This is a genomic window from Lacrimispora sp. (assembly GCF_032078915.1).
In the GTDB taxonomy this organism is placed as follows: Bacteria; Bacillota; Clostridia; order Lachnospirales; family Lachnospiraceae; genus Lacrimispora.
The window spans coordinates 59,298-83,780 of record NZ_DAMAUN010000017.1 but is presented as its reverse complement, the minus strand read 5'-3'; the positions used below and the strand labels follow the sequence as shown (position 1 = coordinate 83,780).

At 43.1% G+C, this 24,483-nt stretch carries 34 protein-coding genes and 1 tRNA gene; 34 read left to right on the top strand and 1 reads right to left on the bottom strand.

Going from position 1 to position 24,483, the window contains the following annotated elements:
• The first annotated feature begins 126 nt into the window (after window positions 1–126).
• The 32 genes from RT269_RS09345 (at window position 127) to RT269_RS09190 (ending at window position 23,031) form a co-directional block, all read left to right on the top strand.
• On the top strand, window positions 127–732 hold the full coding sequence (locus RT269_RS09345; protein WP_313182101.1) for a hypothetical protein: 606 nt from the start codon (window positions 127–129) through the stop codon (window positions 730–732).
• Entirely contained in the window at window positions 729–1,043 is a 315-nt protein-coding gene (locus RT269_RS09340; protein ID WP_313182099.1) for a hypothetical protein, read from the top strand. Before RT269_RS09345 ends, RT269_RS09340 begins: the two co-directional genes overlap by 4 nt.
• Before the next feature lie 30 nt (window positions 1,044–1,073).
• Complete coding sequence (locus tag RT269_RS09335; protein WP_313182098.1) at window positions 1,074–1,286, top strand: hypothetical protein; 213 nt, start codon at window positions 1,074–1,076, stop codon at window positions 1,284–1,286.
• Between the two features lie 13 nt (window positions 1,287–1,299).
• Complete coding sequence (locus RT269_RS09330; protein ID WP_313182096.1) at window positions 1,300–1,476, top strand: hypothetical protein; 177 nt, start codon at window positions 1,300–1,302, stop codon at window positions 1,474–1,476.
• 1 nt (window position 1,477) lies between these two features.
• Window positions 1,478–2,395 carry a site-specific integrase gene (locus RT269_RS09325; protein ID WP_313182095.1) on the top strand — a complete coding sequence of 306 codons (918 nt, stop codon included), beginning with the start codon at window positions 1,478–1,480 and terminating at the stop codon, window positions 2,393–2,395.
• Window positions 2,396–2,406: 11 nt separating this feature from the next.
• Window positions 2,407–2,913 (top strand): hypothetical protein, encoded by a 507-nt coding sequence (locus RT269_RS09320; RefSeq protein ID WP_313182094.1) that lies wholly within the window; start codon window positions 2,407–2,409, stop codon window positions 2,911–2,913.
• Window positions 2,914–2,949: 36 nt separating this feature from the next.
• Entirely contained in the window at window positions 2,950–3,231 is a 282-nt protein-coding gene (locus RT269_RS09315) for a hypothetical protein (RefSeq protein ID WP_313182093.1), read from the top strand.
• A gap of 99 nt (window positions 3,232–3,330) precedes the next feature.
• Window positions 3,331–4,338 (top strand): tyrosine-type recombinase/integrase, encoded by a 1,008-nt coding sequence (locus RT269_RS09310; protein WP_313182091.1) that lies wholly within the window; start codon window positions 3,331–3,333, stop codon window positions 4,336–4,338.
• Window positions 4,339–4,354: 16 nt separating this feature from the next.
• Window positions 4,355–4,564, top strand: coding sequence for a hypothetical protein (locus tag RT269_RS09305; RefSeq protein WP_313182089.1), 210 nt, complete (start codon window positions 4,355–4,357; stop codon window positions 4,562–4,564).
• Window positions 4,533–4,778 (top strand): hypothetical protein, encoded by a 246-nt coding sequence (locus RT269_RS09300; RefSeq protein WP_313182088.1) that lies wholly within the window; start codon window positions 4,533–4,535, stop codon window positions 4,776–4,778. The genes RT269_RS09305 and RT269_RS09300 overlap by 32 nt, the downstream gene beginning before the upstream one ends.
• Before the next feature lie 2 nt (window positions 4,779–4,780).
• The gene (locus RT269_RS09295; RefSeq protein WP_313182086.1) at window positions 4,781–5,038 is read left to right on the top strand and encodes a hypothetical protein; all 258 of its coding nucleotides are present in this window, start codon (window positions 4,781–4,783) and stop codon (window positions 5,036–5,038) included.
• Complete coding sequence (locus RT269_RS09290; protein WP_313182084.1) at window positions 5,035–5,460, top strand: hypothetical protein; 426 nt, start codon at window positions 5,035–5,037, stop codon at window positions 5,458–5,460. Before RT269_RS09295 ends, RT269_RS09290 begins: the two co-directional genes overlap by 4 nt.
• Before the next feature lie 254 nt (window positions 5,461–5,714).
• Window positions 5,715–5,788, top strand: a tRNA-OTHER gene (locus tag RT269_RS09285).
• 357 nt (window positions 5,789–6,145) lie between these two features.
• Complete coding sequence (locus tag RT269_RS09280; RefSeq protein WP_313182083.1) at window positions 6,146–6,397, top strand: hypothetical protein; 252 nt, start codon at window positions 6,146–6,148, stop codon at window positions 6,395–6,397.
• Between the two features lie 98 nt (window positions 6,398–6,495).
• Window positions 6,496–7,374, top strand: a complete 879-nt coding sequence (locus RT269_RS09275) for a terminase small subunit (protein WP_313182082.1) — start codon at window positions 6,496–6,498, stop codon at window positions 7,372–7,374.
• Complete coding sequence (locus RT269_RS09270) at window positions 7,361–8,632, top strand: terminase large subunit domain-containing protein (protein WP_313182080.1); 1,272 nt, start codon at window positions 7,361–7,363, stop codon at window positions 8,630–8,632. The genes RT269_RS09275 and RT269_RS09270 overlap by 14 nt, the downstream gene beginning before the upstream one ends.
• Window positions 8,633–8,685: 53 nt before the next feature.
• Window positions 8,686–10,002: a phage capsid protein gene (locus RT269_RS09265; RefSeq protein ID WP_313182079.1), complete on the top strand. Its 1,317-nt coding sequence runs from the start codon at window positions 8,686–8,688 to the stop codon at window positions 10,000–10,002.
• A 21-nt stretch (window positions 10,003–10,023) separates the two neighbouring features.
• On the top strand, window positions 10,024–11,208 hold the full coding sequence (locus RT269_RS09260; protein ID WP_313182077.1) for a phage minor capsid protein: 1,185 nt from the start codon (window positions 10,024–10,026) through the stop codon (window positions 11,206–11,208).
• A 142-nt stretch (window positions 11,209–11,350) separates the two neighbouring features.
• Window positions 11,351–11,938, top strand: a complete 588-nt coding sequence (locus RT269_RS09255) for a phage scaffolding protein (protein ID WP_313182076.1) — start codon at window positions 11,351–11,353, stop codon at window positions 11,936–11,938.
• Window position 11,939: 1 nt separating this feature from the next.
• On the top strand, window positions 11,940–12,977 hold the full coding sequence (locus RT269_RS09250; RefSeq protein ID WP_313182074.1) for a coat protein: 1,038 nt from the start codon (window positions 11,940–11,942) through the stop codon (window positions 12,975–12,977).
• A gap of 25 nt (window positions 12,978–13,002) precedes the next feature.
• Window positions 13,003–13,377, top strand: coding sequence for a hypothetical protein (locus RT269_RS09245; protein WP_313182072.1), 375 nt, complete (start codon window positions 13,003–13,005; stop codon window positions 13,375–13,377).
• Window position 13,378: 1 nt separating this feature from the next.
• Window positions 13,379–13,759, top strand: a complete 381-nt coding sequence (locus tag RT269_RS09240) for a DUF6751 family protein (RefSeq protein ID WP_313182070.1) — start codon at window positions 13,379–13,381, stop codon at window positions 13,757–13,759.
• A gap of 11 nt (window positions 13,760–13,770) precedes the next feature.
• Window positions 13,771–14,190, top strand: coding sequence for a hypothetical protein (locus RT269_RS09235; protein WP_313182068.1), 420 nt, complete (start codon window positions 13,771–13,773; stop codon window positions 14,188–14,190).
• A 2-nt stretch (window positions 14,191–14,192) separates the two neighbouring features.
• Window positions 14,193–14,648, top strand: coding sequence for a hypothetical protein (locus RT269_RS09230; protein WP_313182066.1), 456 nt, complete (start codon window positions 14,193–14,195; stop codon window positions 14,646–14,648).
• A 2-nt stretch (window positions 14,649–14,650) separates the two neighbouring features.
• Entirely contained in the window at window positions 14,651–15,157 is a 507-nt protein-coding gene (locus RT269_RS09225; protein ID WP_313182065.1) for a hypothetical protein, read from the top strand.
• An 11-nt stretch (window positions 15,158–15,168) separates the two neighbouring features.
• Window positions 15,169–15,612 (top strand): hypothetical protein, encoded by a 444-nt coding sequence (locus RT269_RS09220; protein WP_313182064.1) that lies wholly within the window; start codon window positions 15,169–15,171, stop codon window positions 15,610–15,612.
• A gap of 2 nt (window positions 15,613–15,614) precedes the next feature.
• A complete protein-coding gene (locus RT269_RS09215; protein WP_313182063.1) occupies window positions 15,615–16,178 on the top strand; it encodes a Gp15 family bacteriophage protein in 564 nt (187 codons plus the stop codon).
• A 45-nt stretch (window positions 16,179–16,223) separates the two neighbouring features.
• Window positions 16,224–19,880, top strand: coding sequence for a hypothetical protein (locus RT269_RS09210; RefSeq protein WP_313182062.1), 3,657 nt, complete (start codon window positions 16,224–16,226; stop codon window positions 19,878–19,880).
• Window positions 19,881–19,892: 12 nt separating this feature from the next.
• Window positions 19,893–20,300 (top strand): DUF6711 family protein, encoded by a 408-nt coding sequence (locus RT269_RS09205; protein WP_313182060.1) that lies wholly within the window; start codon window positions 19,893–19,895, stop codon window positions 20,298–20,300.
• 11 nt (window positions 20,301–20,311) lie between these two features.
• The gene (locus RT269_RS09200; protein ID WP_313182058.1) at window positions 20,312–22,249 is read left to right on the top strand and encodes a tail fiber domain-containing protein; all 1,938 of its coding nucleotides are present in this window, start codon (window positions 20,312–20,314) and stop codon (window positions 22,247–22,249) included.
• 81 nt (window positions 22,250–22,330) lie between these two features.
• The gene (locus RT269_RS09195) at window positions 22,331–22,672 is read left to right on the top strand and encodes a hypothetical protein (protein WP_313182056.1); all 342 of its coding nucleotides are present in this window, start codon (window positions 22,331–22,333) and stop codon (window positions 22,670–22,672) included.
• Window positions 22,673–22,740: 68 nt separating this feature from the next.
• Complete coding sequence (locus RT269_RS09190; RefSeq protein WP_313182055.1) at window positions 22,741–23,031, top strand: hypothetical protein; 291 nt, start codon at window positions 22,741–22,743, stop codon at window positions 23,029–23,031.
• Here the strand turns inward: RT269_RS09190 and RT269_RS09185 are convergent.
• Entirely contained in the window at window positions 23,028–23,258 is a 231-nt protein-coding gene (locus RT269_RS09185; RefSeq protein WP_313182053.1) for a hypothetical protein, read from the bottom strand. The two genes, RT269_RS09190 and RT269_RS09185, sit on opposite strands and share 4 nt — an antisense overlap.
• A gap of 102 nt (window positions 23,259–23,360) precedes the next feature.
• Here RT269_RS09185 and RT269_RS09180 point away from each other — a divergent pair, with 102 nt between their 5' ends.
• Both RT269_RS09180 and RT269_RS09175 read left to right on the top strand, forming a co-directional pair.
• Window positions 23,361–23,543, top strand: coding sequence for a hypothetical protein (locus RT269_RS09180; RefSeq protein WP_313182052.1), 183 nt, complete (start codon window positions 23,361–23,363; stop codon window positions 23,541–23,543).
• A complete protein-coding gene (locus tag RT269_RS09175; protein WP_313182050.1) occupies window positions 23,544–24,482 on the top strand; it encodes a hypothetical protein in 939 nt (312 codons plus the stop codon). It abuts the gene before it with no gap.
• The last annotated feature ends 1 nt before the right edge of the window (window position 24,483 follow it).

The window sequence follows — 24,483 nt, the reverse complement described above, 5'->3', positions numbered from 1 at the left end:
GTAGGGGATTGATTTATTAAGCTATTTAGACGGCTTATAGGCTTAGATGATAAGAAATGTCACAGATGGCAATATGAGCGGAATTTGAGCCATCAGCGTGCGCTAGAGAGCGCGAGAAAGGGAAGCATGAGCATTAAACCTATTTTATTCAACACTGATATGGTCCGGGCAATACTGGACGGTAGAAAAACGGTGACAAGACGAGTAGTTAAGCCGCAGCCGATGGGATACTTTGAGGTCAATGATAATCCAGTGTTCTTATATGACTTTGATCCAATAGCAGAAAGGGTGTATTCACCATATCAGCCAGAAGATATCCTCTATGTTCGGGAAACGTGGCATAAATACATTAAGCGTGTTGGCAAAGGTGAGGGATGCCACTTAGCTGAATTCTACGGATATAAGGCAAGTGTTAAAAACTCAGAAGATTCAAATACGCCGTGGAAACCATCAATCCACATGCCAAAAGAAGCCGCTCGTATCTGGTTAAAGGTAACAAATGTACGGGTGGAGAAATTACAGGATATCACAACCGACCAAATTATTGCAGAGGGCGTTAAAACAGAAGAACCTTTCAGCTTAAACGGAACGGAAAAGAGATATGCGTTTTCTCAACTATGGGATTCGACAATCAAGAAAGAAAATATTAATCGTTACGGATGGGAAGGAAACCCGTGGGTATGGGTAATAGAATTTGAGCGGTGCGAAAAGCCGCAGGAGGTTGAGCAGTGACAACAAACCAGAAAATCAGATACATAGCACACCACTACGGCTACGAATCACAAAGCCGCCAATGCATAGAAGAGTTGGCAGAACTGACACAGGCAATTAATAAGTTTTGGAGAGCAAAAGAAAACCTTATCAAAACCGGAAAGGCCAGGGAGTTGGTAGAAGCTGAAAGAAATGTTGCGGAAGAAATCGCAGATGTTGCAATAATGGTCGCACAGCTCCAGGAGTTACTTGGGATTGATGATGAGCGGATCATGAAAATTGTGGATATGAAACTGGACCGGGAGATTATGCGGATAAGAGAAGCGATGTAAACCCATATTTAACGGAGTAAAGGAGGATCTATGAGGAAAGAAACAGAATCAAATATCAATGAGGTGTACCACAATGTTAAGCCTCATTTAAATGAAGAGAGAACTACAGAAGAACTAAGAGAAATGTGCCAAAATTGCGAAGCGTACTGCGGATCAGAGCATGCTTATGAAGAATGCGAAAATAAAATGTGCTTTAAATGTTGGCTGGCATTTAAGTATTTGGAATGGAGTAATGGTTTTTGAAGGAGGAAGCAATATGGAAGCTGATGAAAAGGTTGTTATAACCAGAGAACAGTTAAGAACATTAAGAGACGGCCTTTGTGTGTGGAATACAATTGTCTTGGACAGTTTAACCGAGAGAGGACGGACAAAATTGTATGATGCGCAGGATCTAGTGGAAAGACTGTGGAATAACAAGCAGGAAGGAGCGTAAAATGCTTTTTTATGAATATTTCAAAAGCTGGGTTGATGCATATAAAGCTGGGACAGTGGCAGAGGTAACATTGTCAAAGTACCGGATGACATATATGCGGCTGAAAGAACTGGCTCCCACACTGGATTTGTCAGTAATGGGACGTAGGGAATACCAGCAATTAATAAACGATTATGCACTTACTCATGAGAAACAGACCACTATGGATTTTCACCGTCAATTAAAAGCCTGTCTCTTAGATGCTTACGACGAAAAGATAATAGAGCGTGATCCTACCCGAAAAGTAGTAATCCGGGGCAAGATGCCATCAGAGAAGAAAATGAAATATTTAAACAGGGATGAACTACAAAAGTTACTTAATGTGCTGCCGCTCCACTCTGACAAGGCGGGATTCGATTGGCTCATATTGCTTCTGGCAAAAACGGGCCTCAGGTTTGCAGAGGGGTTAGCATTAACACCGAATGATTTTGACTTTTCCAATAAAAAGATAAGGGTGAATAAAACCTGGAATTATAAATCTGCAAGCGGAAGGTTCATGCCTACAAAAAATCAATCCTCTGTGAGAGAAGTATCAATAGATCCCGGTTTATCGGATCAGTTTGAGCAGCTGATCAAAGGTTTTCCGGAAGATGAACCGTTTTTCTTTGATAAGGCGGATCGGGTATTTAATTCCACCTTGAATAATTATCTGGAAAGATATTGCAGGGAGGCAGGCGTGCCGGTGATCTCTGCACATTGTTTAAGGCACACACATGCTTCCGTCCTGCTTGCTGCGGGAGTATCAATTCCGAGCGTTTCTAAAAGATTAGGGCATTCGAACGTCACTACAACGCAGGATACATATATCCACATCATACGGGAGCTGGAGGAAAAGGATAAAAATAAAGCAATGGACTGCATGTCCAGTTTGTGCGGATAGGAGGCGGCAGAATGTCACGTGATGTTTGGGGGACTTATGTTTCTCCTGATGATTACATAAATGCCGCAAAATCGGGAATATGCAGGCAGACGGTTAATTCCAGGATTGCAATGGGGTGGAAAGTAAAAGATGCAATTTCCACCCCTGTAATGGAAACAAGTGAAGAGTACAAGATAAACAAGCAATTGGCGGAAAAGAATGGGATTAATGCAGATACCTACAAGCGGAGGATACAAAGAGGCTGGACACCGGAAGCGGCAGCAGTTACACCACTGGTAAGTAGAGCGGAAAGCATTGCAAGGACCAGAAAAACAAGGCAAAGAGTAATCCCAAAAGACGTGGTGACCCTGGCAGAAAGTAACGGGATATGTTACAGCACTCTATACAGCCGCATCCAGATTGGGATTCCAGCAGATCAGGCTGCAACCAAACCAGTAGTCACTACAAAGAACCACCCATGGAGGAAATGTGAGACTGATAGGGTAAATTTGATCATGCAAAAAAAGCAGATCAATTAAATTAGTATTTTTCCAAGTAGAAAGGCAAAGTGAAATATGAAAAGGTTGACCAATAATATTAAATTGGGATTTCAGGATTCCAGTAAGTTGGCAAGTTATCCAGGTCTATGGGATCGTTTAAAAAAGTATGAGGATACTGATCTGGAGCCAGAAGATATGCATAAGGCGAAACCACTTGATGAATGGTATGAGGAAGATGGAGATTGTCTCTGGTGGAGTTTTCCAATTGAAGAGCCACCATATTGTGGCACACCTTTGGACTGCGACTTTCCAGACCATGTAACGCATTTTACAAAGTTTGTTATTCCACAAAACTGAGATTTGCATGATTAACCATATTCCTGACACCGGGAAAATGGTGTGAAAGGGAAGAAACAATAAAACTATAGGTACAGCTTTTACAAAGGGGGAAAGAAAATGAAAGAGAGGATTATCAATGAAATCTTAATGCAAATGGAGCCACATATCAATACTGAGACATTGAGGATACTAGAAACAGTTATCATTAAGGCTCTGTATTATGTGGAAGTTCAGAAGAAGGAAACGGAGCTGTCCACGGAATTGGACGATAACTTATACCTGTTGCAGATGTATGAGATGAACGTCCGCAAAGACGGACTGAGCGATAAGACTGTCAGGGCATATATGGGAGCCATGAAAAATATGCTGTGCGTTACTGACAAGAACATACGCCATATCACGGCTGTGGATATCAAGTATTACCTGGACATGTATACCGGCAAGGGAAATTCCACTAGGACCGTAAATAATGAGCGCCGATTCCTCTCAGCAGTTTTCACATGGTTCCGTAAGCATGGTGTTATCAGCACAAACCCGGTTGAAGCTGTACCAGTTAAGAAAGAACGTAAGCCGCCTATTGATTACCTGAAAGGTGTGGAAATTGAACGGTTAAGAGTAGCCTGTACTAATCCGAGAGAGCGGGCATTAATGGAGTTCCTGCTTAGCACAGGTGTGAGAATCGGAGAGGTACCTCAGCTGCGTAAGCAGGATATTGACTGGAGTACCGGAGAGATTGTGATATATGCGCATAAGACTTCTGATTACCGGACCGTCTATTTAAACGATGTTGCCAAGGTCCACCTGGAAAAGTATCTGGCTTCCAGGAATGATAACAGCGAAGCATTGTTTGCACGGGTAAGAGCTCCATACAATGCGGTCAATGAGGACGGGTTAAGGTTGGTTATCAAGCAGATCGGAGAAAAGGCAGGATTAAAGCGCAGAGTATACCCTCACCTCTTCCGCAAGACTATGGCGACCACGCTCAGGATCAAGGATTGTGCGATTGAGGATATTCAGCAGATACTTGGACACAAGGACGCATCAACAACACTTGGATTCTATGCGGCAGCCAACGGGGAGCACTTAAGGCAGGTACATAACAGATATATGAGCATTGGAGCGTAAAGGAAAGGGTAATCACATGAAAAACAAATTAATGAAAGCAGCAATCATACTGATTAAGTTATACGTATTATACGTCTTTACCATAGCCGGTATGTTGGCAATGATGATAGGCATAGCAAAGCCGGTCCTTGGTATTGGGGGCGTGGTTGTGGCAGCGAGTGTATTGTCTATTCTGAGTATTGGAGGTGGAGCAAATGACAGCGGCAGAAATGAAGATGATACATGATCGGGAGTATTACAGTATGCGAGCTGCAGTAGCAGAACGGGCCGAGAACCAGATCAGCCAGATCAGGACAGTGATTGCAATACATAAGCAAAATCACAGTGACACCATGGTAATGACACATGACCAAAAGAAAAAGGCAGAAGAACAGTGTGCATGGAAGGCCTTGGATAATATTGAAAAAGAGATTGAAGCTATTATAGGGCAGGAGGGATAACGATGCAAGGAATCAAGATATATGATGTTTTTGATAATGGTGAATGGATAGGCAGCTATACGGCTGATGCTATAACTAAGTTATACAAGGTGCCAAGAGCTATGATTATGGCATATGCAAGTTCGGGGACAAGAGCGCAGAGAAGATATACTTTCGCTTCGGTAATGTCAATAGAGAAAGGTTCTGGTTTGGATAAGTGGAAAGCAGAATGGGACAGGGCTAGGCTGAAATTACTGGAAACAGGGGGGAATGGAAATTGATTATAGACAATGACATAAAGAAAGATTACTTAAGGCAGTATCAAAAAAAGAAGCTTGCTGTCAGAGATATTGAACTGGATATAGAAAGCACTAGGGAAGAAAAAATGTCAGCATCTGCAGGTATGGGAGATGGAATGCCTCACGGGAATGAAAAGACAGATTTATCAAACTACATAGTTGCTTTAGAAGAAAAAGAACAGATGCTCATAAAGGCAAGATATCACAGGGTTAAGTGCTATACATGCGTTTTTAACAATATTGAAAGGTTAGAAAACGAAGACGAGAAAAGAATACTTTATTTAAGATACATAAAGGGCCTGAGATGGGAGGAAATCTGCATAGAAGCAGGATATGAATGGACGTGGGTACACACATTGCACAGGAGAGCACTGGAACATCTTGAAATAGTAAAGCCTAAATAAAGTGTGAATAGAAGTGTACACTGCTTCCGTGCTATACTGTAAATGGAACAAGTGAATCATAAAACCCCTTATGGTCACTAGCAAGTCCGACTAGTCTTGACGGACTATAATATCGAAGGCGCACCTGGCAATGCGGTGCTAATAGATTGCCAGTCTGACCCAACCTTTCCAGACTATAAACTGAACTCTAAGGTAAGTCTGACTTTCCATTACCAGACTATAAACAATAAGGCGTGCCGGTGAATCCGGCATATCGGCGCATAGTTCAGCGGCAGAACAACAGTAATCCCCCTGACTGGAAACCCTGGTTCGAAACCAGGTGCGCGGATTAAAAGGCTGGGTTCCCGAATGGGAGTAGGTCGAAAGACTTAGAATTCCTTTGCCTTGGCTCCTGATGGCTTGCTGGCGTAAGCTAACGCATAATAACTATAGATAAAAGCGTATCAGGGCTCGGTTCGATTCCGAGAGGGGCCATGTCGAGAAAGAAAAATAGCTACACAAGTAGTGACGGAACGTAGCCAATAGACGGCAGTATGCAAATTCGGATTCATAATCCGGCGTTCCGATTCGTTCACTCATAATACACCTCCTTTTGGAAACACCTGTCTTGGTTATGCGGTGATGGATGTTTTCTTTTGGTAAAATTTGGTGTATGATGATAGAAAAACACAGGGGGTAATGCAATATGGGAAAATTAGAAGAGCATATAGAGTGGTTAATCCAGGACCAGTTTCCATACGTAAAAGCTCAAGAGGGCTGGTGGATTCAGAGAGACGGGAAAGAGGTATGGTTGAGAGATATGGAAGGTAGTCACCTCCATAGTTGTGTAGGAACTATTAATCGAGACTTAAAAAGTGATGTACCAGATGAGATTAAGCAATTAATGCGTAAGAAAAAGGAAGAGTTAAGGAAAGAGAACGCAAGGAGAGTACAATAATTAACAGAGATAACAAGTGTGCATTTATTCCAGTATAAGAGGCGGACAATCCCGTCTCTTTTTAATACATAAAAACAACACAAGTGAGGTGGTGAGGCTTGGCAAGAGCACCAGATGAGATTAAAGAGAAAGCCAAGGAACTCTATGAGAGCGGCGTAATGCTAAAAGACATAGCTAACCAGTTAGATTTACCAGAAGGTACGGTACGGTCATGGAAGAATAGAGGGAAATGGAGTTGCAACGCAACGCAGGAAAAGGAATGCAACGTTGCAAAGAAAACGAAACGCAACAAAGCAGAAAAGAAAGCTGTGGCTAAAGAGATTGAGTCAGTAATGAGTAATGAGGACTTAACCGATAAGCAACGGCTTTTTTGTATTTATTACAGCAGGTCATTTAATGCAACACAGAGTTATAAAAAAGCCTATGGTTGCAGCTATGAAGTAGCTCTTACAGAAGGCCCGGCATTAAAGAATAATCCTCGTATATCCTCGGAAATAAAAAGATTGAAACAGATAAAGCTTTCCGAAGCATATCTAGAACCGGGAGACGTCTTCCAGAAGTACATGGATATAGCCTTTTCTGATATCACGGACTATCTGTCGTTCGGGCAGGAAGAAGTACCTGTTATGGGAGCGTTCGGGCCAGTGGTTGATAAGGAAACAGGTGAAACGCTCACCAAGATTGTGAACACCGTGAAATTCCGTGAAAGCTCGGACGTAGACGGCACGATCATATCTGAGGTGAAGCAGGGGAAGGACGGCGCAAGTATAAAACTTGGTGACCGCATGAAAGCCCTTAACTGGCTTACGGATCATATGGACATGGCAACGGCTGAACAACGGGCCAGGATAGCGCAGATTAAGACACAGACGGATAAGCTAAAAGGTAATGATGATGATACAGAGAAAACGGGTCTAGGTATGCTCGATGAAACCCTTAAAACGGTAAAGGAGCTGATGGCAGATGCAGATAAATGATTTATATAGCAAAAAGCAAATAGAATATGTACTTAATGCCAATCAGCGGTGGAACTTTAAATCAGGTGCAACACGTTCTGGAAAAACCTATATTGACACTGATATGATAATACCTTCACGCATAAGGGAGAGGGCAGGAAAAGACGGGCTGAATGTTATCCTTGGCGTCACAAAGGAAACCATTGAACGTAATGTGCTAACCCCCATGCGTGATAAATTTGGTCAAGCACTTGTTGGAGAGATTAATAACCGGAATGTCTGCCGGCTGTTTGGAGAAAACGCTTATTGCCTGGGTGCTGAAAAGGTGAGCCAGGTTTCCAAGATCCGCGGTGCCTCGTTTAAATATGTTTATGGTGATGAGGTAGCAGAATGGAATCAGGAAGTGTTTCAGCTTTTAAAATCAAGACTTGATAAACCGTATAGCTGCTTTGACGGAGCATTAAACCCAGAATATCCACACCACTGGCTTAAAAAGTTCCTTGATGATACAAAAAAGCTCTATCTCCAGGAATATACGATATTTGATAATCCTTTTCTTGATCCGGATTTTGTAAAAGCTCTCTGTGATGAATACGAGGGGACCGTTTATTATGACCGTTATATCCTTGGGAAGTGGGTGCGGGCAGAAGGAGCAATCTACAGGCGGTTTGCTGACAATCCGAAACCATGTTATTGCAGGGTAGTGGATTCCGTCAGTGGAGATATTGGAGTAAAGCAGATTCTCAGATCAAGCATAGCAGAAATATGCATAGGCGTTGACTTTGGAGGGAACAAATCAGGCCATGCATTTACTGCAGCAGGAAAAACCAGGGGATATAGGGAATTGGTTGCTCTCGGCTCAGAACGTCATTTTGGAGATTATGACAGCAATGATATTGACCGATTGCTGCTGGAGTTTATGGATAAGATAATCGCACTTTACGGACCAATAGATTATGTGTATTGGGATAATGCAGAGACTGTATTAGGAAGAGGAATTACAAGGGCGATTGATGAGAGGTTTCCGCAAGTTATTGTCCGCCCAGCTTGGAAGGAGATCGTTAATGACAGAATACATTGCTTAAACAGGCTAATGGGGCTTGGAAGATTCTTTTATACTGATGGGTGTGACACGCTAAAAAAAGCATTATCAGAAGCTGTTTGGAATGAAAAGGCAGAAAAGGATGAGAGATTAGATGACGGTAGCACAGATATAGATAGTCTTGATAGTTTTGAATATACATTCGAGCGAGATATGAATCGTTATATTGCAGGGTAGGTGATGTTATGTTTGATGGCATAAAGAAATGGATTGATAAGGTGGTGAGAAAAATGATCCCAGTAAAAGACATAGGCGCGGCCATAGGCAAGGAGCCGGCTATTTCAAGTCAGATGATAAAATGCATATCGGAATGGGATAAAATGCTGAAAGGTGAAGCAGACTGGATCGACCATGATGCAATCCATTCCCTGCGCCTTGAATCCGGTATAGTGAGTGAGTTTGTTAATATCGCTTTAAACGAAATGGATACCAAAGTCAGCAATGATAAACTAAATGAGTTATACCAAACTGTTTTAGAGACGCTTAATGAAAACCTGCAGAGCGGACTTGCTCTTGGATCCATGATTATAAAGCCGCTGGGAGGAAACGCTTTCCAATATGTGACCGCAGATAGTTTTGTTCCGGTGGAGTTTGATTCAAAAGGCAGACTTATAAAGGTTGTGTTCCTGGATACGAAGCCGATCAATGATACAAAGTGTTACCGCAGGCTGGAATATCATTCCCTTGATAAAGATGGCTTAACAATAACAAATACTGCTTATGAATGCAATGACAGGAACAGTCTGGGGACAGAGGTCAACTTGAAGGTTATAGAGGAATGGAGAGGGCTTCCGCCATATATCAATTACCCCTTGATGAACCGGCCTGATTTTGGATACTACAGGAATCCGATCAAGAATGATATAGACGGATCCTTCTGTGGGGTATCCATATTTGACAGTGCCAAGCAGTTAATAAAACAGGCCGATATTCAGTATGGTCGGCTACTATGGGAATTCGAGAGCGGAGAGCGGGCGATCCATACAAGTATTGAAGCCATAAAAAAGAACCTGGCAGATAACGGACAGATCGTGGAAGGGGTTGCAAAGCTTAATAAACGGCTATACCGTGGATTGAATATAGAATCCAAGGATAAGCAGTTTTTTGATGATTTCACACCGGAATTCAGAGATGAAAACATCATTAATGGTCTATGCTATCACGAAAGAAAGATAGAGTTTAATGTTGGGCTGGCCTATGGTGATATCTCAGATCCATCAGTCATTGAAAAGACAGCTACCGAAGTAATTGTGGCCAAAAAAAGAAAGTACAACATGGTTACAGCAATACAAAAGAACTTGAAAGACTGCCTGGAGGATATGGTTTATGCTCTGGCTTTTTATAATGGCCTTACTCAAACAGGGTATGAATTTATATGTAACTTTAAAGATTCCATACTTGTTGACGAAGAAACCGAACGCAAGGAAGACCGGCAGGATCTTGCAGCTGGTATCATGCGACCGGAGGAATACCGGGCTAAGTGGTATGGCGAGACCGAAGAACAGGCAGCGGAGAGGCTTCCAAGTCCAGCACTAACAGAGGAATAATAAGGCGGAGGGGGTGAGCATTTGACACCAGATGAACTAGAAAAGCTTCCGAAACCAACAGAGCGAATCATGACAGCCATGGAAATGTCTATCATGGCGGAGATTGTGGAGCGCATAGAAAACGCAGGATTAATTACACCACTCATTGACTGGACACTTGGACGTGTGGTTGCCATCGGTGAAAGTAAGGCAAGGATTAAGAAGATAATCAGCAAAGCCCTGAAGGACAGCGATCTCCAGATTGATAAACTCTATGAACATGCCGTAAAGTCCGACTATGTCACGAATAAGGAGCTTTATCAGGCTGTAGGAAAGGATTATATACCGTATCAGGAGAATAAATGGTTGCAGCAGGTCATATCCGCAATCAGGGAGCAGACAAAAGACAGTCTCCGACCTATGGAGAACATCACACAGACCACAGGCTTCAATGTAAAGATGGGGAAAGAAACGGTATTTACCCCTCTTTCTGAATATCTGGAACGAACTCTGGATAATGCCATGACTGAAATAATCACAGGAGTGAAAACCTACAGTCAAGCCATAAATGGTGTGATTGATGAAATGACTTCCAGCGGATTGCGTACCGTTGATTATGCCTCTGGCCGGTCGGACCGTGTAGAGGTAGCTGCCCGGCGCGCTGTTATGACCGGAGTGGCACAGTTAACTGACAAAATTAATGAAAGTAATGCCAAGGAGTTAAACACGGACTATTGGGAAGTGGAATGGCATATGGGAGCCAGAAATACAGGCACCGGCTTCATGAATCATCAGAGTTGGCAGGGCAAGGTTTATAGTTCAGCAGAAATGCGGACGGTGTGCGGACTTGGTGAAATGTTGGGTTTTGGTGGAATCAATTGCTATCATATACGATTTGCATTTATCCCTGGAATATCTAAAAGGAAATACACCGATGAATGGCTATTGGAGCAGAACCGCCGCGAGAACACAAAGAGAACATTTAACAGAAAAGAGTATGATACATACGGCGCCATTCAGTACCAAAGAAAGCTTGAACGTACGATCCGAAAACTAAAGCAGGATATCAAACTTCTGAAAAAAGCAAAAGCGGATCCAGACGACATATCAGCAGTTAAAATCAGGCTGCGCCTTGCTTCCAAGACCTATACGGACCTATCAAAAGAAATGGATATTCCACAACAACTGGAAAGAATCTATACCCCCAAAACTGCTTCCATGCAGTAGAAAGGCGGTGATCCTAAATATCTCCCATTAAGGCGCAGGGTAATGCGTCTTATTTTTATACCAATTTGTCCGGAATGACGTAAAACTATCAATCGTGTGGGAGCGAACCCGTATAAAAGCGTAGCGAGAAAGGAGTACATTTATGAAACGGAAATTTTTAGAGGATTTAGGCCTGGAAAAAGAAGTGATTGATAAAATCATGACTGAAAACGGTAATGATATTGAAGTAGTTAAGGCCGATTACGGAACCCTGGAGCAGAAGAACAAGGAACTGGAGGAAAAGCTTACTACGGCAAATAAAACCATCGAGGGCTTTTCAGACTATGAGCAGACAAAGCAGGCCGCAGAAGAATATAAGCAGAAGCTGGAACAGACAGAACAGAAGTATGCACAAGAAGCGGTAGAGAGAACTTTTCATCAGTCTTTGGAAAAGGCAATTACAGAAGCCGGAGGAATTGATGATGTAGCGATCAAGGCCCACATGGACGTCAAGACCCTTATGGAATCAAAAGATCAGAGTAAGGATATCTTATCCGCAATTGAATCTATCAAAGCAGAGAAAGGATATCTGTTCGGGAAACAGGAGCCAATAACTGTGGCCGTTACAAAAACAGGCGGAACTAAAATAACGGATATCACCCCGGAGACATTTAAGAAGATGGGGTATAAGGAACGGCTGGAATTAAAAACAGCCAATCCACAAAAATATGAAGAATTGAGAGGTAATTAATATGCCAGGTATTATTTTTGGAATTCCTTTTGAAGAGGAAATATTTTTAGATTTATGGAGAGAGGCACCAGACCCGTATTTAACGGCAATGATTGAAAGTGGCGCTGTTGTGGAAGATTCTGAGATTGCCGGAATGATACAGAGTAAGGGTAATCAGTATACGATTCCTTTTTACAACACGTTATCAGGGGAAGATCAGAACTACGATGGACAGACGGATATCACGGTAGAAGAAGTAGGCGGAGGATTTCAGACTGGCATTGTATATGGCCGATCAAAAGGATTCTTTGCCAGGAACTTCACTGCTGAATTATCCGGAGCGGATCCAATGGGACATATCGCGAGTACTATAGCGAAGTACTGGCAGAAGCGCAGACAGGGCCGCCTGATTGGTGTAACAAATGCAGTATTTGATATTACCGGAGCCAGTGGGTACCGAAAGGTATGGAATGATACCCATATACTTGATTTATCCTCTGCCACGGCAGAAGCAAGGAAGATTAAAGAAACTGACTTAAATGATCTTGCCACCTTGGCCTGCGGAGATAACAAAGGGGCTTTCGGTTTGGCGATTATGCACTCCAGTGTTGCCAATACGCTTGAGAATCTACAGCTACTGCAATATCGTAAATATACAGATTCGTTAGGAATCCAGAGAAAGATGCAGATTGCCGATATCAATGGATTTACGGTTCTGATTGATGATGGTGTCCCGGTAGAGGCAGTGGGAGGCACAGAAGACAATAGCGGTCTTTACCGATATACGACATACTTGTTTGGCTCTGGTGTCATTAGGACTGCCAAAGGACGGGTTGATGTACCGGTTGAGACAGTAAGGGAAGCAAAGAAAAACGGAGGGCAGGATGAACTGATTACCCGTATGAGGGAAACGATTCATCCAAACGGTTTTAATTTCACCATTCCGTCTTCTGGCTGGACTCAGTCTCCAACCGATGTACAGCTTTTCAATAAAGCCAACTGGGATATCAAGTTTGATCCTAAATCAATCCCAATGGCAAAGCTTATCACCAATGGTTAATTAGAGATAAAGGAGGCCGGAGCTGATGAAAGTCTACGCTGATGATGCATTTTATAAAAATTCATATTTGCTCGGAAGGAAGCCGGTTATCAGCGCCGGCTTTTGCTTCTATGCCAGGAGTGCCAGCCGGATCATGAACAGCCTTACATTCGGGAGAATTGATAAGCTGAATGATTTGACCGATGATATCAAGATGTGTTGTTGTGAGATTGCAGAGTGTTGTTATACCAATGAGAAAGAACGCAAGGCCGCTGGAGGTAAAACTTCCGAAAAGATTGGAACTTATTCTGCTACATTCTCCGAAAAGGCGCTTACGGACACAGATGTTAGTGCCTCAGACGCTTACCGGATCATGAATAAGTGGCTCAGCGAAACCGGGCTATTGTACAGGGGGATTTAATATGTTTACCAACGCAGACACAACAATGTATTTGTACAGCAAGGAAAACGGTGTAGATAAGTATACCAGGCTCCCGATTGAGGGCGTGTACTGGGAGGAAATATCCCAGTCTACACTACTACGGACAGGAGAAAGAAACTCTGCTTCTGTTCTCTTGGTGATTCCTCTGGAGAGCCTTGAATCTCCTGTTGAATTTACACCGGGAAAAGACCTGGCTGTAAAAGGGATCATTGAAGATGAAATCGACAGCGGTTCACAGGCTGCCTTGTCAAAATCTTTGACAGCATTTAAAGCAGCCCATAAGTTTATTACGATAACATCGGCAGATGCAAAACTGTATGGAAGCGAAGCAGTACAACATTATGAGCTTTCCAGTAAATAGGAGGCGGTAGGGTGAAAGTTGAACTTGATATGCTCCCCAAAGAAGAACTATTAAAACGCCGTGGTCTACAAGAAGGTGGCCCGGTACAGAAATTCATAGATAGCGAATCCATGCGGTATATGAGCGATTATATGCCACGTAGACAAGCCGGAGAGCTGGAACACATGATGGTGCTTGGAACGGTCATAGGATCCGGCCAGATTGATATACCAGGACCATACGCTCACTATCTTCATGAAGGAATCCTGTTTGTTTCACCAACAACCGGAAGCCCTTGGGCCAAGAAAGATGAAATCAAGATTCCTACGGGCAGGGAATTACAGTATACTGGTGCCCCTATGCGCGGAAAGAAGTTCTTCGATCGCATGGCTGCTGACCATAAAGAAGATATCCTGGAAGGTGCACAGGCAGTTGCAAACAGGGGAGGTTGAACATGACCATTATTGATTTTATGAGAAAGAAACTATCAGAGTATCCGAAGATACAGGAGTTTCTTGCAGGAGAAGAATTACATATTGATTTTACGGACCCCGATGCAACCAGTTACGGCCTATCCAGTGCCGGAGATACCCTTGTAAATGAAGATATATTGGGAAATCAGCAGCGCAGGCACACGTTTATGCTATATGCCGTGTGTCCGTCTTTTACTGATTATTGTCGAGTGGCAAACAGTAATTTCCTTCTGGAGCTGGCTTACTGGCTGGAACGGCTCCCAGAAGAGGACGGAATTCAGGTTGATACCGGTGATGAAATACTGACCGGAAGATTTATTAAAGCAACCACAGCCAATGCCATGGCTATGCAGCCCATGGGATCAACCGTAAATGATGGCGTACTGTACCAGATACAGATTTATGCCTACTATAAAATAGATATGGAGGAATTTTAAATATGGCAGTTACAGGTAAAATTAAGCGCCAGTTTATGGCACACTACATTAATGCCGCTAAGCCAGGAGATCCGGCAGAGTATCAGAGACTTGGAAAGGATCTGGAAGAGTATAAAGTAGAGATGAACGCCAACGTTGAAACCAAGAATAATATTCTTGGAGAAACATCAGTGATCCTTGACAGCTATCAGCCGCAGGCCAGTGTAGAACCATATTATGCAGAAGTCGGGAGCGCATTATTTGAAAGGCTTCAGGATATCATTGACGAGCGTCAGACCCTTGATGAATTAGTGACTGATGTTGTGGAAGTTCATACATGGGAAAGCCCAACAGCTGGAAAATATACAGCCTATAAAGAAGAAGCCATCATCGAGGTGAGTAGTTACGGTGGTGATACAACCGGGTACCAAATTCCATTCAACCTTCACTATACCGGCGCAAGGACAAAGGGAACTTTTGATCCTACAACTAAAACATTTACTGCGGGGTCTTCTGGATCCGGAGAATAGGAGTGATGTAGATGAAGAGTCTTAAATTTAACGAAGGTCTTGAAAGCTTTGTGGTAAATGACGATCCGGGCAGGGTGATCTATTTTAACCCTGCTGATCCAGAAATTATAAACCGTCTGCTAAAAATGCAGAGTGATTTTAAAGACTACAAGCCAGAGGAAGACATAGAACTGAAACCTGATGGAAGTCCTAAAGATGAACTTGAAAAAGAAGCTGCCTATGTGGCGGAATTTACAAAGGCCATGAGAAAAGCCATCAACGATGTGTTCAATGCAGATATGTTTGATACCATCTTTAATGGGCAGTCGCCGCTTTGCATTGTTGGCACCAGAGGGAAAGAGAAATACTTATTTGAGGAAGTCATAGATGCGCTAATGGGGCTTATGGGACCTGCCATTGAGGCATATAACCGGAAGTCAGAAAAGAAGATGAATAAGTATCTGGGAGATATTTGAAAATGATCGGGGCCTTGCCGGTCAGCTTGAATGTAGGCGGAGTGGAGTATCCCATTGAAACAGATTTTAGAAACATTTTGATCGGATTAACCGCCTGTGCTGATCCGGAGTATAACGATAGAGAAAGGCTATACATATTGATGAAGCGACTCTTCCGGGATCATTTAAAGGTAATCCCGGAAGATTACATTACAGAGGCGGCAGAAAAGGCTAAATGGTTTATTGACTGTGGTCAGGTGGCAGAAGATAAAAAGCCTCCTTTAAAAGTTATTGACTGGGAGCAGGATGAACCTATTATCTTTCCAGCAATAAATAAATTAGCCCATAGGGAGGTCCGATCTGTGGAATATATCCATTGGTGGACCTTTATGGGTTACTTTATGGAAATTGAAGATGGGACGTTTTCTATGGTTCTTGGGATTCGTCAGAAGATTGCAAAGGGAAAGAAGCTGGAGAAATGGGAAGAAGAATTTTATCGTAACAACAAAGCTCTTTGCGATATTAAGACCCGTTACACGCTGGAAGAACAGGCAGATATTGATTATTTAAACAATGTTTTTGGGTAGGCGCCGCATGACGTCTTATTTTATGCCCGGGGAAGAGGTGAGAGCATGGCTTTTGATGGGAGTCTTAAATTTGACACTAAGGTGGACACGAGCGGTTTCGATGAAGGTAGTTCGACACTAAAAAATGCAATGGAAAAACTTACATCTACCATAGAAAGATTATCGGATAACATCACAAGGTCTTTCCACGGAGCAGGCAAAGCGGTGGAGGGAGCTGGAAGCAGCGCAGAAAACACCGCATCACAGGTAGAAGAGATAGCGAAAGCTGCAAAGAAGGCCAATGATGAAACTGCGGCGCTTAAGGGGCAAATGGATGAAATCGCTGTGAGTCATGGCGAAAAAGCTGCAGAATCTATGGCAGAACCACAGGCTTCACATGTACCAGGAGAGTATCAGGTGTACGGAAACGAAGTCCAGGAATTTGTGGATAATTACGTAAAAGATATGGGAAAAGCGTCGGAATCCACCAATGAATTTAAGTCAGAAATCGAATCTCTTTCAGGGCAGTTAAAGCAGATGGAATCCCAAGGATTATATTTTGGAGATGAAGAGTATGATGAAGCGTACTTTAAGCTTGCTAAAATAAAGCAGGCATTAGCTGACTACAAGCGGGAGATTACCAGCCCTACTCCAGATGCAGTTATTCCGGTCAAACTCGACTCGTCTTCCTTTGCCGGGCAGATTCAGGAGCTTAAACAAGAACTTGCAGTTTTGAGCGCTAAGGGAATTACATTAGGCATGCCGGAGTACGACGAGGTGTACCTTAAGCTTCAGAAGGTGATGGCAGCCCAAAAACAATATGAGGCTTATCTAAAAAATCTGGCTCAATTGTCCAATCAGACAGGTGAGGCGATCACGAGCGAAGGCGCTGCCGCCAGCACGACAGCCTCACACATGACCGAACTTGCCAGAGAGAAGGCTAAGGCATCAACAGAGAATAAAAAGCTTGGAAATAAGGCAGAACAGACATCTGGCAAACTTAGAAAGGAAGGCGCGGGAGCAAAATGGCTATCCGCTATGCTCGGCATAGCCGCAAAAACACTGTCAAAGGTGGGAAATAGATTTGCGCATACAGGAAGGCAGGCCACTTCCGCCAGCAGAGGGTTAGGCAGCATTTTGAGTAAGATGATTCTATTTTCGGCAATCCGAAAGATCATCAGTGGGATTACATCTGCCTTCAAAGAAGGGATACAGAATTATGCCCAGTATTCCAGCAACTTCAATTCGATTATGAGTTCATTTATTTCCACCACGGCTCAATTAAAAAACAGTGTTGCTGCAGCTTTTTCACCAATTACGTCAATAGTCATACCTGCCCTAGATGTACTGGCTCAAAAGTTGATCTATGTAATAAACCTGATCGGCCAATTTTTGGCGGCCCTGTCTGGGAAGGGAATGTTTACAAAAGCGGTAAAAGTCAATAAGGATTATGCTGATGGCCTGAAAAAGACAGGAGGAGCAGCAAAGAAGGCAGGAAATGATATTAAGAAAGCCCTTGCTCCTTTTGACGAACTAAAGCAGATCCAACAGCAGGCAAACGATTCCGGAGCCAACGGGGCCGGAGGTGTGGATCCGTCCCAGATGTTTACAGAGTCGAAGATTGACAGTGAAATCAGTGATTTCGCAGGTCGTATTATGAAAGCTTTTAAGGCTGGAGATTTTGCAGCAATCGGTCAGATCATTGGAGAAAAGATAAACGACGAAGTTCAGAGATTCACCAATTTTATCAGCTGGGATAATGCTGGTGCAAAGATCACGGCCTTTGTCACCGATTTTACGGATTTATTCAACAGCCTTGTTAGAACAATAGACTGGTATTCCATTGGAGTTATGATGGGGACAGGTACCAATACCCTGGTTAATACTCTATATTTGCTTATAACTCAGCTTGACTGGGGTCTTATTGGAGAAGCATTTGCCCTGGGATTGAACGGAACAATAGATACCATTGACTGGGCAAAGATCGGACTTTTGTTTGCGGTAGGCTTGGGCAGTTTATTTACTATGGCCTCACACTTTGCTGAAACATTTGACTGGACTGGATTCGGTAGCTCTATCGCATTAAGTCTCAGTACGTTTTTCCAAAACTTTGACTGGGCAGGAGCCGGGACAGCGGTCAGCGATATCGTAATAGGTTTATTAGATGCATTGATCACTTTTGTTGTAGAAACTGACTGGTGGGCATTCGGGGAAGGTGTTGCAACATCTCTGGAAAATATAGACTGGGCCACGGTAGCAAACAGGCTGTTTATGGCAATCGGGGCAGTACTTGGCGGTATTGCTGCCTTTTTAGGTGGTTTAATATCAGATGGAGTAGAAGCCGCTCAGACATATTTCCAAGAAAAGATTGAAGAGTGCGGCGGGAATGTGGCTCAGGGAATTCTAAAAGGGATTGGAGATGCACTGGTTGGAATCGGGGCCTGGGTGAAAAAGAATGTATTTGAGCCTTTTATCAATGGGTTTAAAGATGCATTCGGCATTCATAGTCCATCTACCGTCATGGCTGAAATGGGTAAATACCTTTGGGACGGGTTCTGCAATGGAATAAAGAACTTCTTCTCAAATCCAGGGGCATTCATAAAAACCAATATTACAGATCCTTTTGTAAATGGGATTAAGGGGCTTCTTGGTATCCATAGCCCTTCTACAGTACTCAAGGAAATTGGAGGGTATACAGTTGACGGGTTCAATCAGGGAGTGGAAAACGGTCAAAGCAACTCACAGAGTATAGTTCAAAAATGGGCTTCCGGTATTTCAAACTGGTTTACCAGCAAGCTAGGCCTTTCAGGAAACAATTCAGATGAATCAAAGAAATGGGGCACCGGAATCATATCCGGTTACAACGGTGCTATAAGCCAGGATTATACAAAATCACAGAGTATAATGGAGACCTGGGCAGACAGCATTCGGAAATGGTTCATCGGAGAGGGAGAAGGAAAAGGCGTAAACGAAGCATCATGGAAGAAATTTGCGAATCAGATCATTATTGCTTTTAATGAGAGAATGCAATCAGGATTTTCCGATTCACGTACACCTATGGAATCATGGTCAAATAACCTAAGGACATGGTTCTGGGGTGATTCCAATTACACAGGAACCGGTGGACTGTACAATTTGTTTTACATGATGGCAAAGCGTATCAATGAAGGGTTTGCAAACGGTATTTCCGACTTTTCAAATCTGACAAAAGCAGCAATGACAAAGTGGGCGCAGGGTGCCATACATGAAGCGAAAGAAGGGCTTGATATTCATTCGCCGTCAAGAGAATCATACTCTATTGCAGAGTATTTTATCCAAGGATTTAACAATGGTATCTCTGACATGGCAAAGTCTTCCGCAGGGGCTGTCAAGAGTTGGCTCGATGGTGTTAGAGATGTACTTGATGAAGCCGATCTGCAGCTCTCCGCAGGAATTAATATTCCAAACGCAGCTGCCTATCTGCCAAAGATGGCGCAGGGTGTTATTGTGCCTCCCAGAGCAGGAGAGTACCAGACACTTAAAAACTCTACAGAGGGTAATTCCTTCCTAGAGGGACTATCAGAGCTTATTAAGCAATTGAAGTCTGCTGGAGGACAGGGCAGCTCTTCTGATGAAGGAAATATAAATCTGACTCTTAATATTGGCGACGATATTTACCGGACTGTAGTCAGAAAGAATCAACAAGTAATCGATTCAACAGGTGTAAATCCATTAATGGGATAAAGGAGGGAGAATATGGCATTTCAAGGCTGGATGGTAAAGTTCGGGAATACAGTTCTCCCGAATAGCTACTTAGAAAAATACGATGAAACACCAAACCAAAGGCTGGAGCTTGACGCCTACAGGGAATCAGCCACGGCAGCGCTTAGGAGGACCACTTCTCCCTACTTTAAATCAAAGATAGAAATACCTATCCGTAAACTGTATTATGGTGAAAAGATAGTCTTAAAGGCTATTGTAGATTCTGGAATTACCAATGCAGTGGAACGAAAGGTGAACCTTACATACTGGAATAGCGAGATCATGGACTATGCAAGTGGCGAATTCTATATGCCAGATATTAAGTACACGATCAATCATATAGACAGGAACCGGCTGAACATGGTCTATGATCCATTTACCATAACTTTGATAGAATATTAGGAGGCGATAGGGTGTTAAATGTTCCAGAGGAAATAAAAGCCTTGTATCGGAAACCAAACAGCTCCATTGATACATGGCGGATATTCAAAATGAAATTTTATGATAAAAAGGATTTTGATGCAGGAACCGATACACCAATTTGCATCATAGACGGAACCCAGGTGCCAGATGATAACCTTGTATTGACTCAGGTATTATGCTCCACGGAATCCCTGGCATTTGGACAGTGCGGAGCTGCTATGGTAGAGGTGACGGTATCCAATGTATTAATGGATCTAACCGGGAAATGGTTCACATTATCCTTAGAGGCAGGCGGCTATGAAATGATGTTAGGAATCTATAAGGTTCAAAGCTTTGAGCGTCAGGCAGACAGGAATAAGAAAAAGATTGTAGCCTACGATCGAATGCTTAATTTCGCCGTAGACGTAGCTGACTGGTATCAGGGACTAGAGTTTCCTATGACCCTGAAACAGTTCCGTACAGCCTTGTGTGAGCGCGCAGGGGTATCGCAAAAAGAAGTTACCTTGCCTCTTGACGACATGCAGATATCAAAGACGATTGACCCTTCACAGATATCTGGGCGTGATGTAATGAAAGCCATCTGTGAGATAAACGGGTGCTTCGGTCAGATTGATAATACCGGAAAATTTAAGTATGTTTTCCTCGGATCGTCAGGTCTGTATCCGTCGGAAGAGTTATTTCCGGCAGAGGATTTATACCCTTCTGAAATGCAGGGGGAGAACTTATCACATCTTAGAGAAGCCAATTATGAGGATTTTCTTGTGAAAGGTATTGATAAGGTCCAGATCAGGCAGGAGGAAGGGGACGTAGGGGCCGCCTACGGCCTTGGTACTAATACTTATACCATACAGGGTAATTTCCTCGTCTACGGCAAAGGAGCGCAGGAACTGCTGAATATAGCGGCTACAGTGCATGAGAATATCGGGCGGAAGACATATCGACCATGTAAGATTGTAACTCAGGGGCTTCCCTGGGTAGAACCGGGGGACGGGATCATCTGTTATACCTCTGATGATGTAATTGAGACTTATTGTCTGAAACGGACCATAAAAGGCATTCAGGCAATGATGGATACATTTGAGGCCCAAGGAACCAGAGAGAGAAAAGAAAACTTTGGGATTGGCACGCAGATCATACAGCTGGAGGGGAAAACGGCGATCATAAAGAAGTCCGTGGAAGAAGTATCTGTAAGGGTAACTGATTTGAAGGCAGAAACCGAAGCACAGTTTGCAATCACAGCCGATCAGATCCTTGCGGAAGTAACCAGGGCGAAACAGGCAGAAGCTTCATTGAGCATTAGGGCGGACCAGATAGCTTTATCTGTTACTAACCTTGCGAATGATACTAATTCCAAGTTTATACAGACGGCAGATCAGATATCCCTAAAGGTAAGTAAAGGGGAAGTTTCTTCTCAGTTGTCAGTGGAACCAAATGCCGTTACTATTAAAACAAACCGGTTGTCGTGGGAATCTAACTATTCCAGTATGACAAGTGAAGGAAAACTGACCTGTAGGAATATTGTTGCTACTAATGGTACTTTCACTGGAAATCTGGAATCTCAAACATTTTATGCCAATGGGAGCGCCGTTGGATTTGGTGATTATTACGTGAGTGCTAATGGTAGTAATCTATTGAGGTCTAATAATGGCTGGTTTAGAGCAAATTCACAGGGACCGCCTGCTGGTAGTCCTGGAGGAAATTATGCTTCTTTATATATTGGTGGTAATGGGTATGGCGGAATTGAATTACTAGGTACCGGGAAGATTACAACTGGAGGAAGTGTACAATGTGATGCTACGTTTTGTACAAGTGATGTAAGCATTGATGCTCTTGGTACTGAAACAGGCTGGGGTAGCTCTTGGAAATCTGTCAAAAAAAACATAGTTTCACTATGGGCGGAAATTGAAAATATAAAAAGCTCAATGTAAACAATTTATGAGGAATCCCTTGACTTTATTCATATGAATATATTAGAATTATTATATAAATTTATGAAAAGGGGATTAGTTATGAGAAAAATTAGACAAACATTAATTGTTGCATTTTTAATGAGTTTATATACATCATTTGTTGCTTTTGGTTTACCAGAAGGAATGGCCGCAATAGGAAATGATGTTTATTCAGAAGTTTATCGTTATGTTTATGAAGACAGAACTTATGCGGTTAATGCGTGGAAACAGGCAAGAGGTGATTGGTATTATTTCGGAGAAGATGGAATATCTAAACAAAGCACTTGGGCCGAAATAGATGGCAAGTGGTACTATTTTGACCAGTGGAGCATCATGCTTCACGACACCACAACCCCAGATGGCTACATTGTAGGCTCAGATGGGGCATGGATACAGGAATAAAATAAAACTATTACAGAGAGCGAGGACTGATTCCCCGCTCTTTTTGTATGCCGAAAGGAGAGAGAAGAATGGTAAAGGATTTAATTAAACTTGAGAACAGAGGTAGATCAACGTACGTTTCTGTAGCGGAAATCGAAGTTGGAAAGGCGCTTAAAGGGGTCTCATTTGACCAGTCAGGTGAGAACCTAAATAGTCCCGCTATTACAGCCACTATTGATATCAGGGAAATGCTGCAAGTCTTGGCTAAAATCACACCAGAACAGCTGGAGGAGGCTAAGGAAATTATGAAACCGTATTTAAAGGGATATGAAAGAACTACCACCGAAGATGGCGATAGTTCTTTGGAAGTTTTTGTTTAGTTTTTAATTGACTGCGCGAATAAAATCGTTCTGTCCAAGACTTTTATAACCGGAAAAACATTATACTGATATTCTATGTACCCGGCTGATTCGAGTTCATAAAAATAAGAATCTGCATCTGCGCCAAGCACGATATCCATGGTATCAATTTCGGTTTTTCCGGTTTTGTTGTAAATTTCGCAGATTTTAAACAAGAGTTTATCAGCTTCGGGGTGTAGTCTTCCCATACCGCATCCCCCTTTCTTCTGTACTTGGCCGGACAGGGCCTGTAATCACAGTATAGAAGATTTGGGAGAATATGGCAAATAATCTTTACGAAAGGAGAGTCCATGAAAAAAGTAATTACATACACAGAAGAACAGGTGTTGCAAATTCAATACATGCTGAACGCTGTTACCGTAACTGGAATCCAGAATGCCAAGCAGATAGCAGCCATTGCACAAATGTTGGAGTTAGGAACCCCGGGAGAAATCAAGGAGCAGGAAGCAGATAAGAAAGAGGGTGCCAGTTAAATGGCTTATGGACCATACTACTACATAACAGACTGGAGAAATGAACCTTCGCAGGAAACGCCCATAAACCGTACAAATCTTCTTAAAATTGAGAACGGTATCAAAGAGGCAGATAACCGGATCGTGCAGCTAGACGCTAAAAAGGCGGAGCAATCTCTTGTAAATACTTTGGTAAAGGAAATCACCCTGGACACGGATACAGGGATCCTGACAGTTACCCAGCAGAATGGAACCGTAACAACTTACGATCTGGCTATTGAAAAGGTGGTTGCGAACTTTGATATCAATGATGATAATGAGCTAGTCCTTACCCTGGCAGATGGTACACAAAAGGTAATTGACCTTACCCGATTTGTCTATTCCGTGGATAGTACAGCTACCATTTCCATGAAGATCCTGAATCGGACCATAACAGCGGAGATAGTAGACGGCTCTGTTACTATGGCTAAACTGGACGCTTCCATACAGATGGAGCTTCGGCAATATATGCTTGATGCCCAGGCCGCCAGAGATATGGCTCTCCAGTATCAGAATAATGCCAAGACCTTCCGAGATCAGACAGAGGTAATTGCAAACGAGGCCGTAACGGACATAGCCGCAGCCGGGGGCCGGGTAGATGAAACCTTGACTGATTTTAATACCAAACTGATGAATGGATATTTCAATGGTCCTATGGGTCCGCAGGGGCCACAAGGAAATCAGGGTGCCACGGGAGCAACCGGAGGACAGGGTCCACAGGGAATTCAGGGGATCCAAGGTCCACGTGGATTACAGGGCGAACGGGGATTTGATGCCGTAGTGACGCAGGCGAATGGAAACTATGCTTTTCAGATTCGGGAAAACGGGCATTTGTATGTTCTGTTTTCAGATGCTTCCGCAGATCCGCCCCCGGTACACATTAATGAGTCAGGACATTTTATTGTAAGGTTAGGAGGATAAT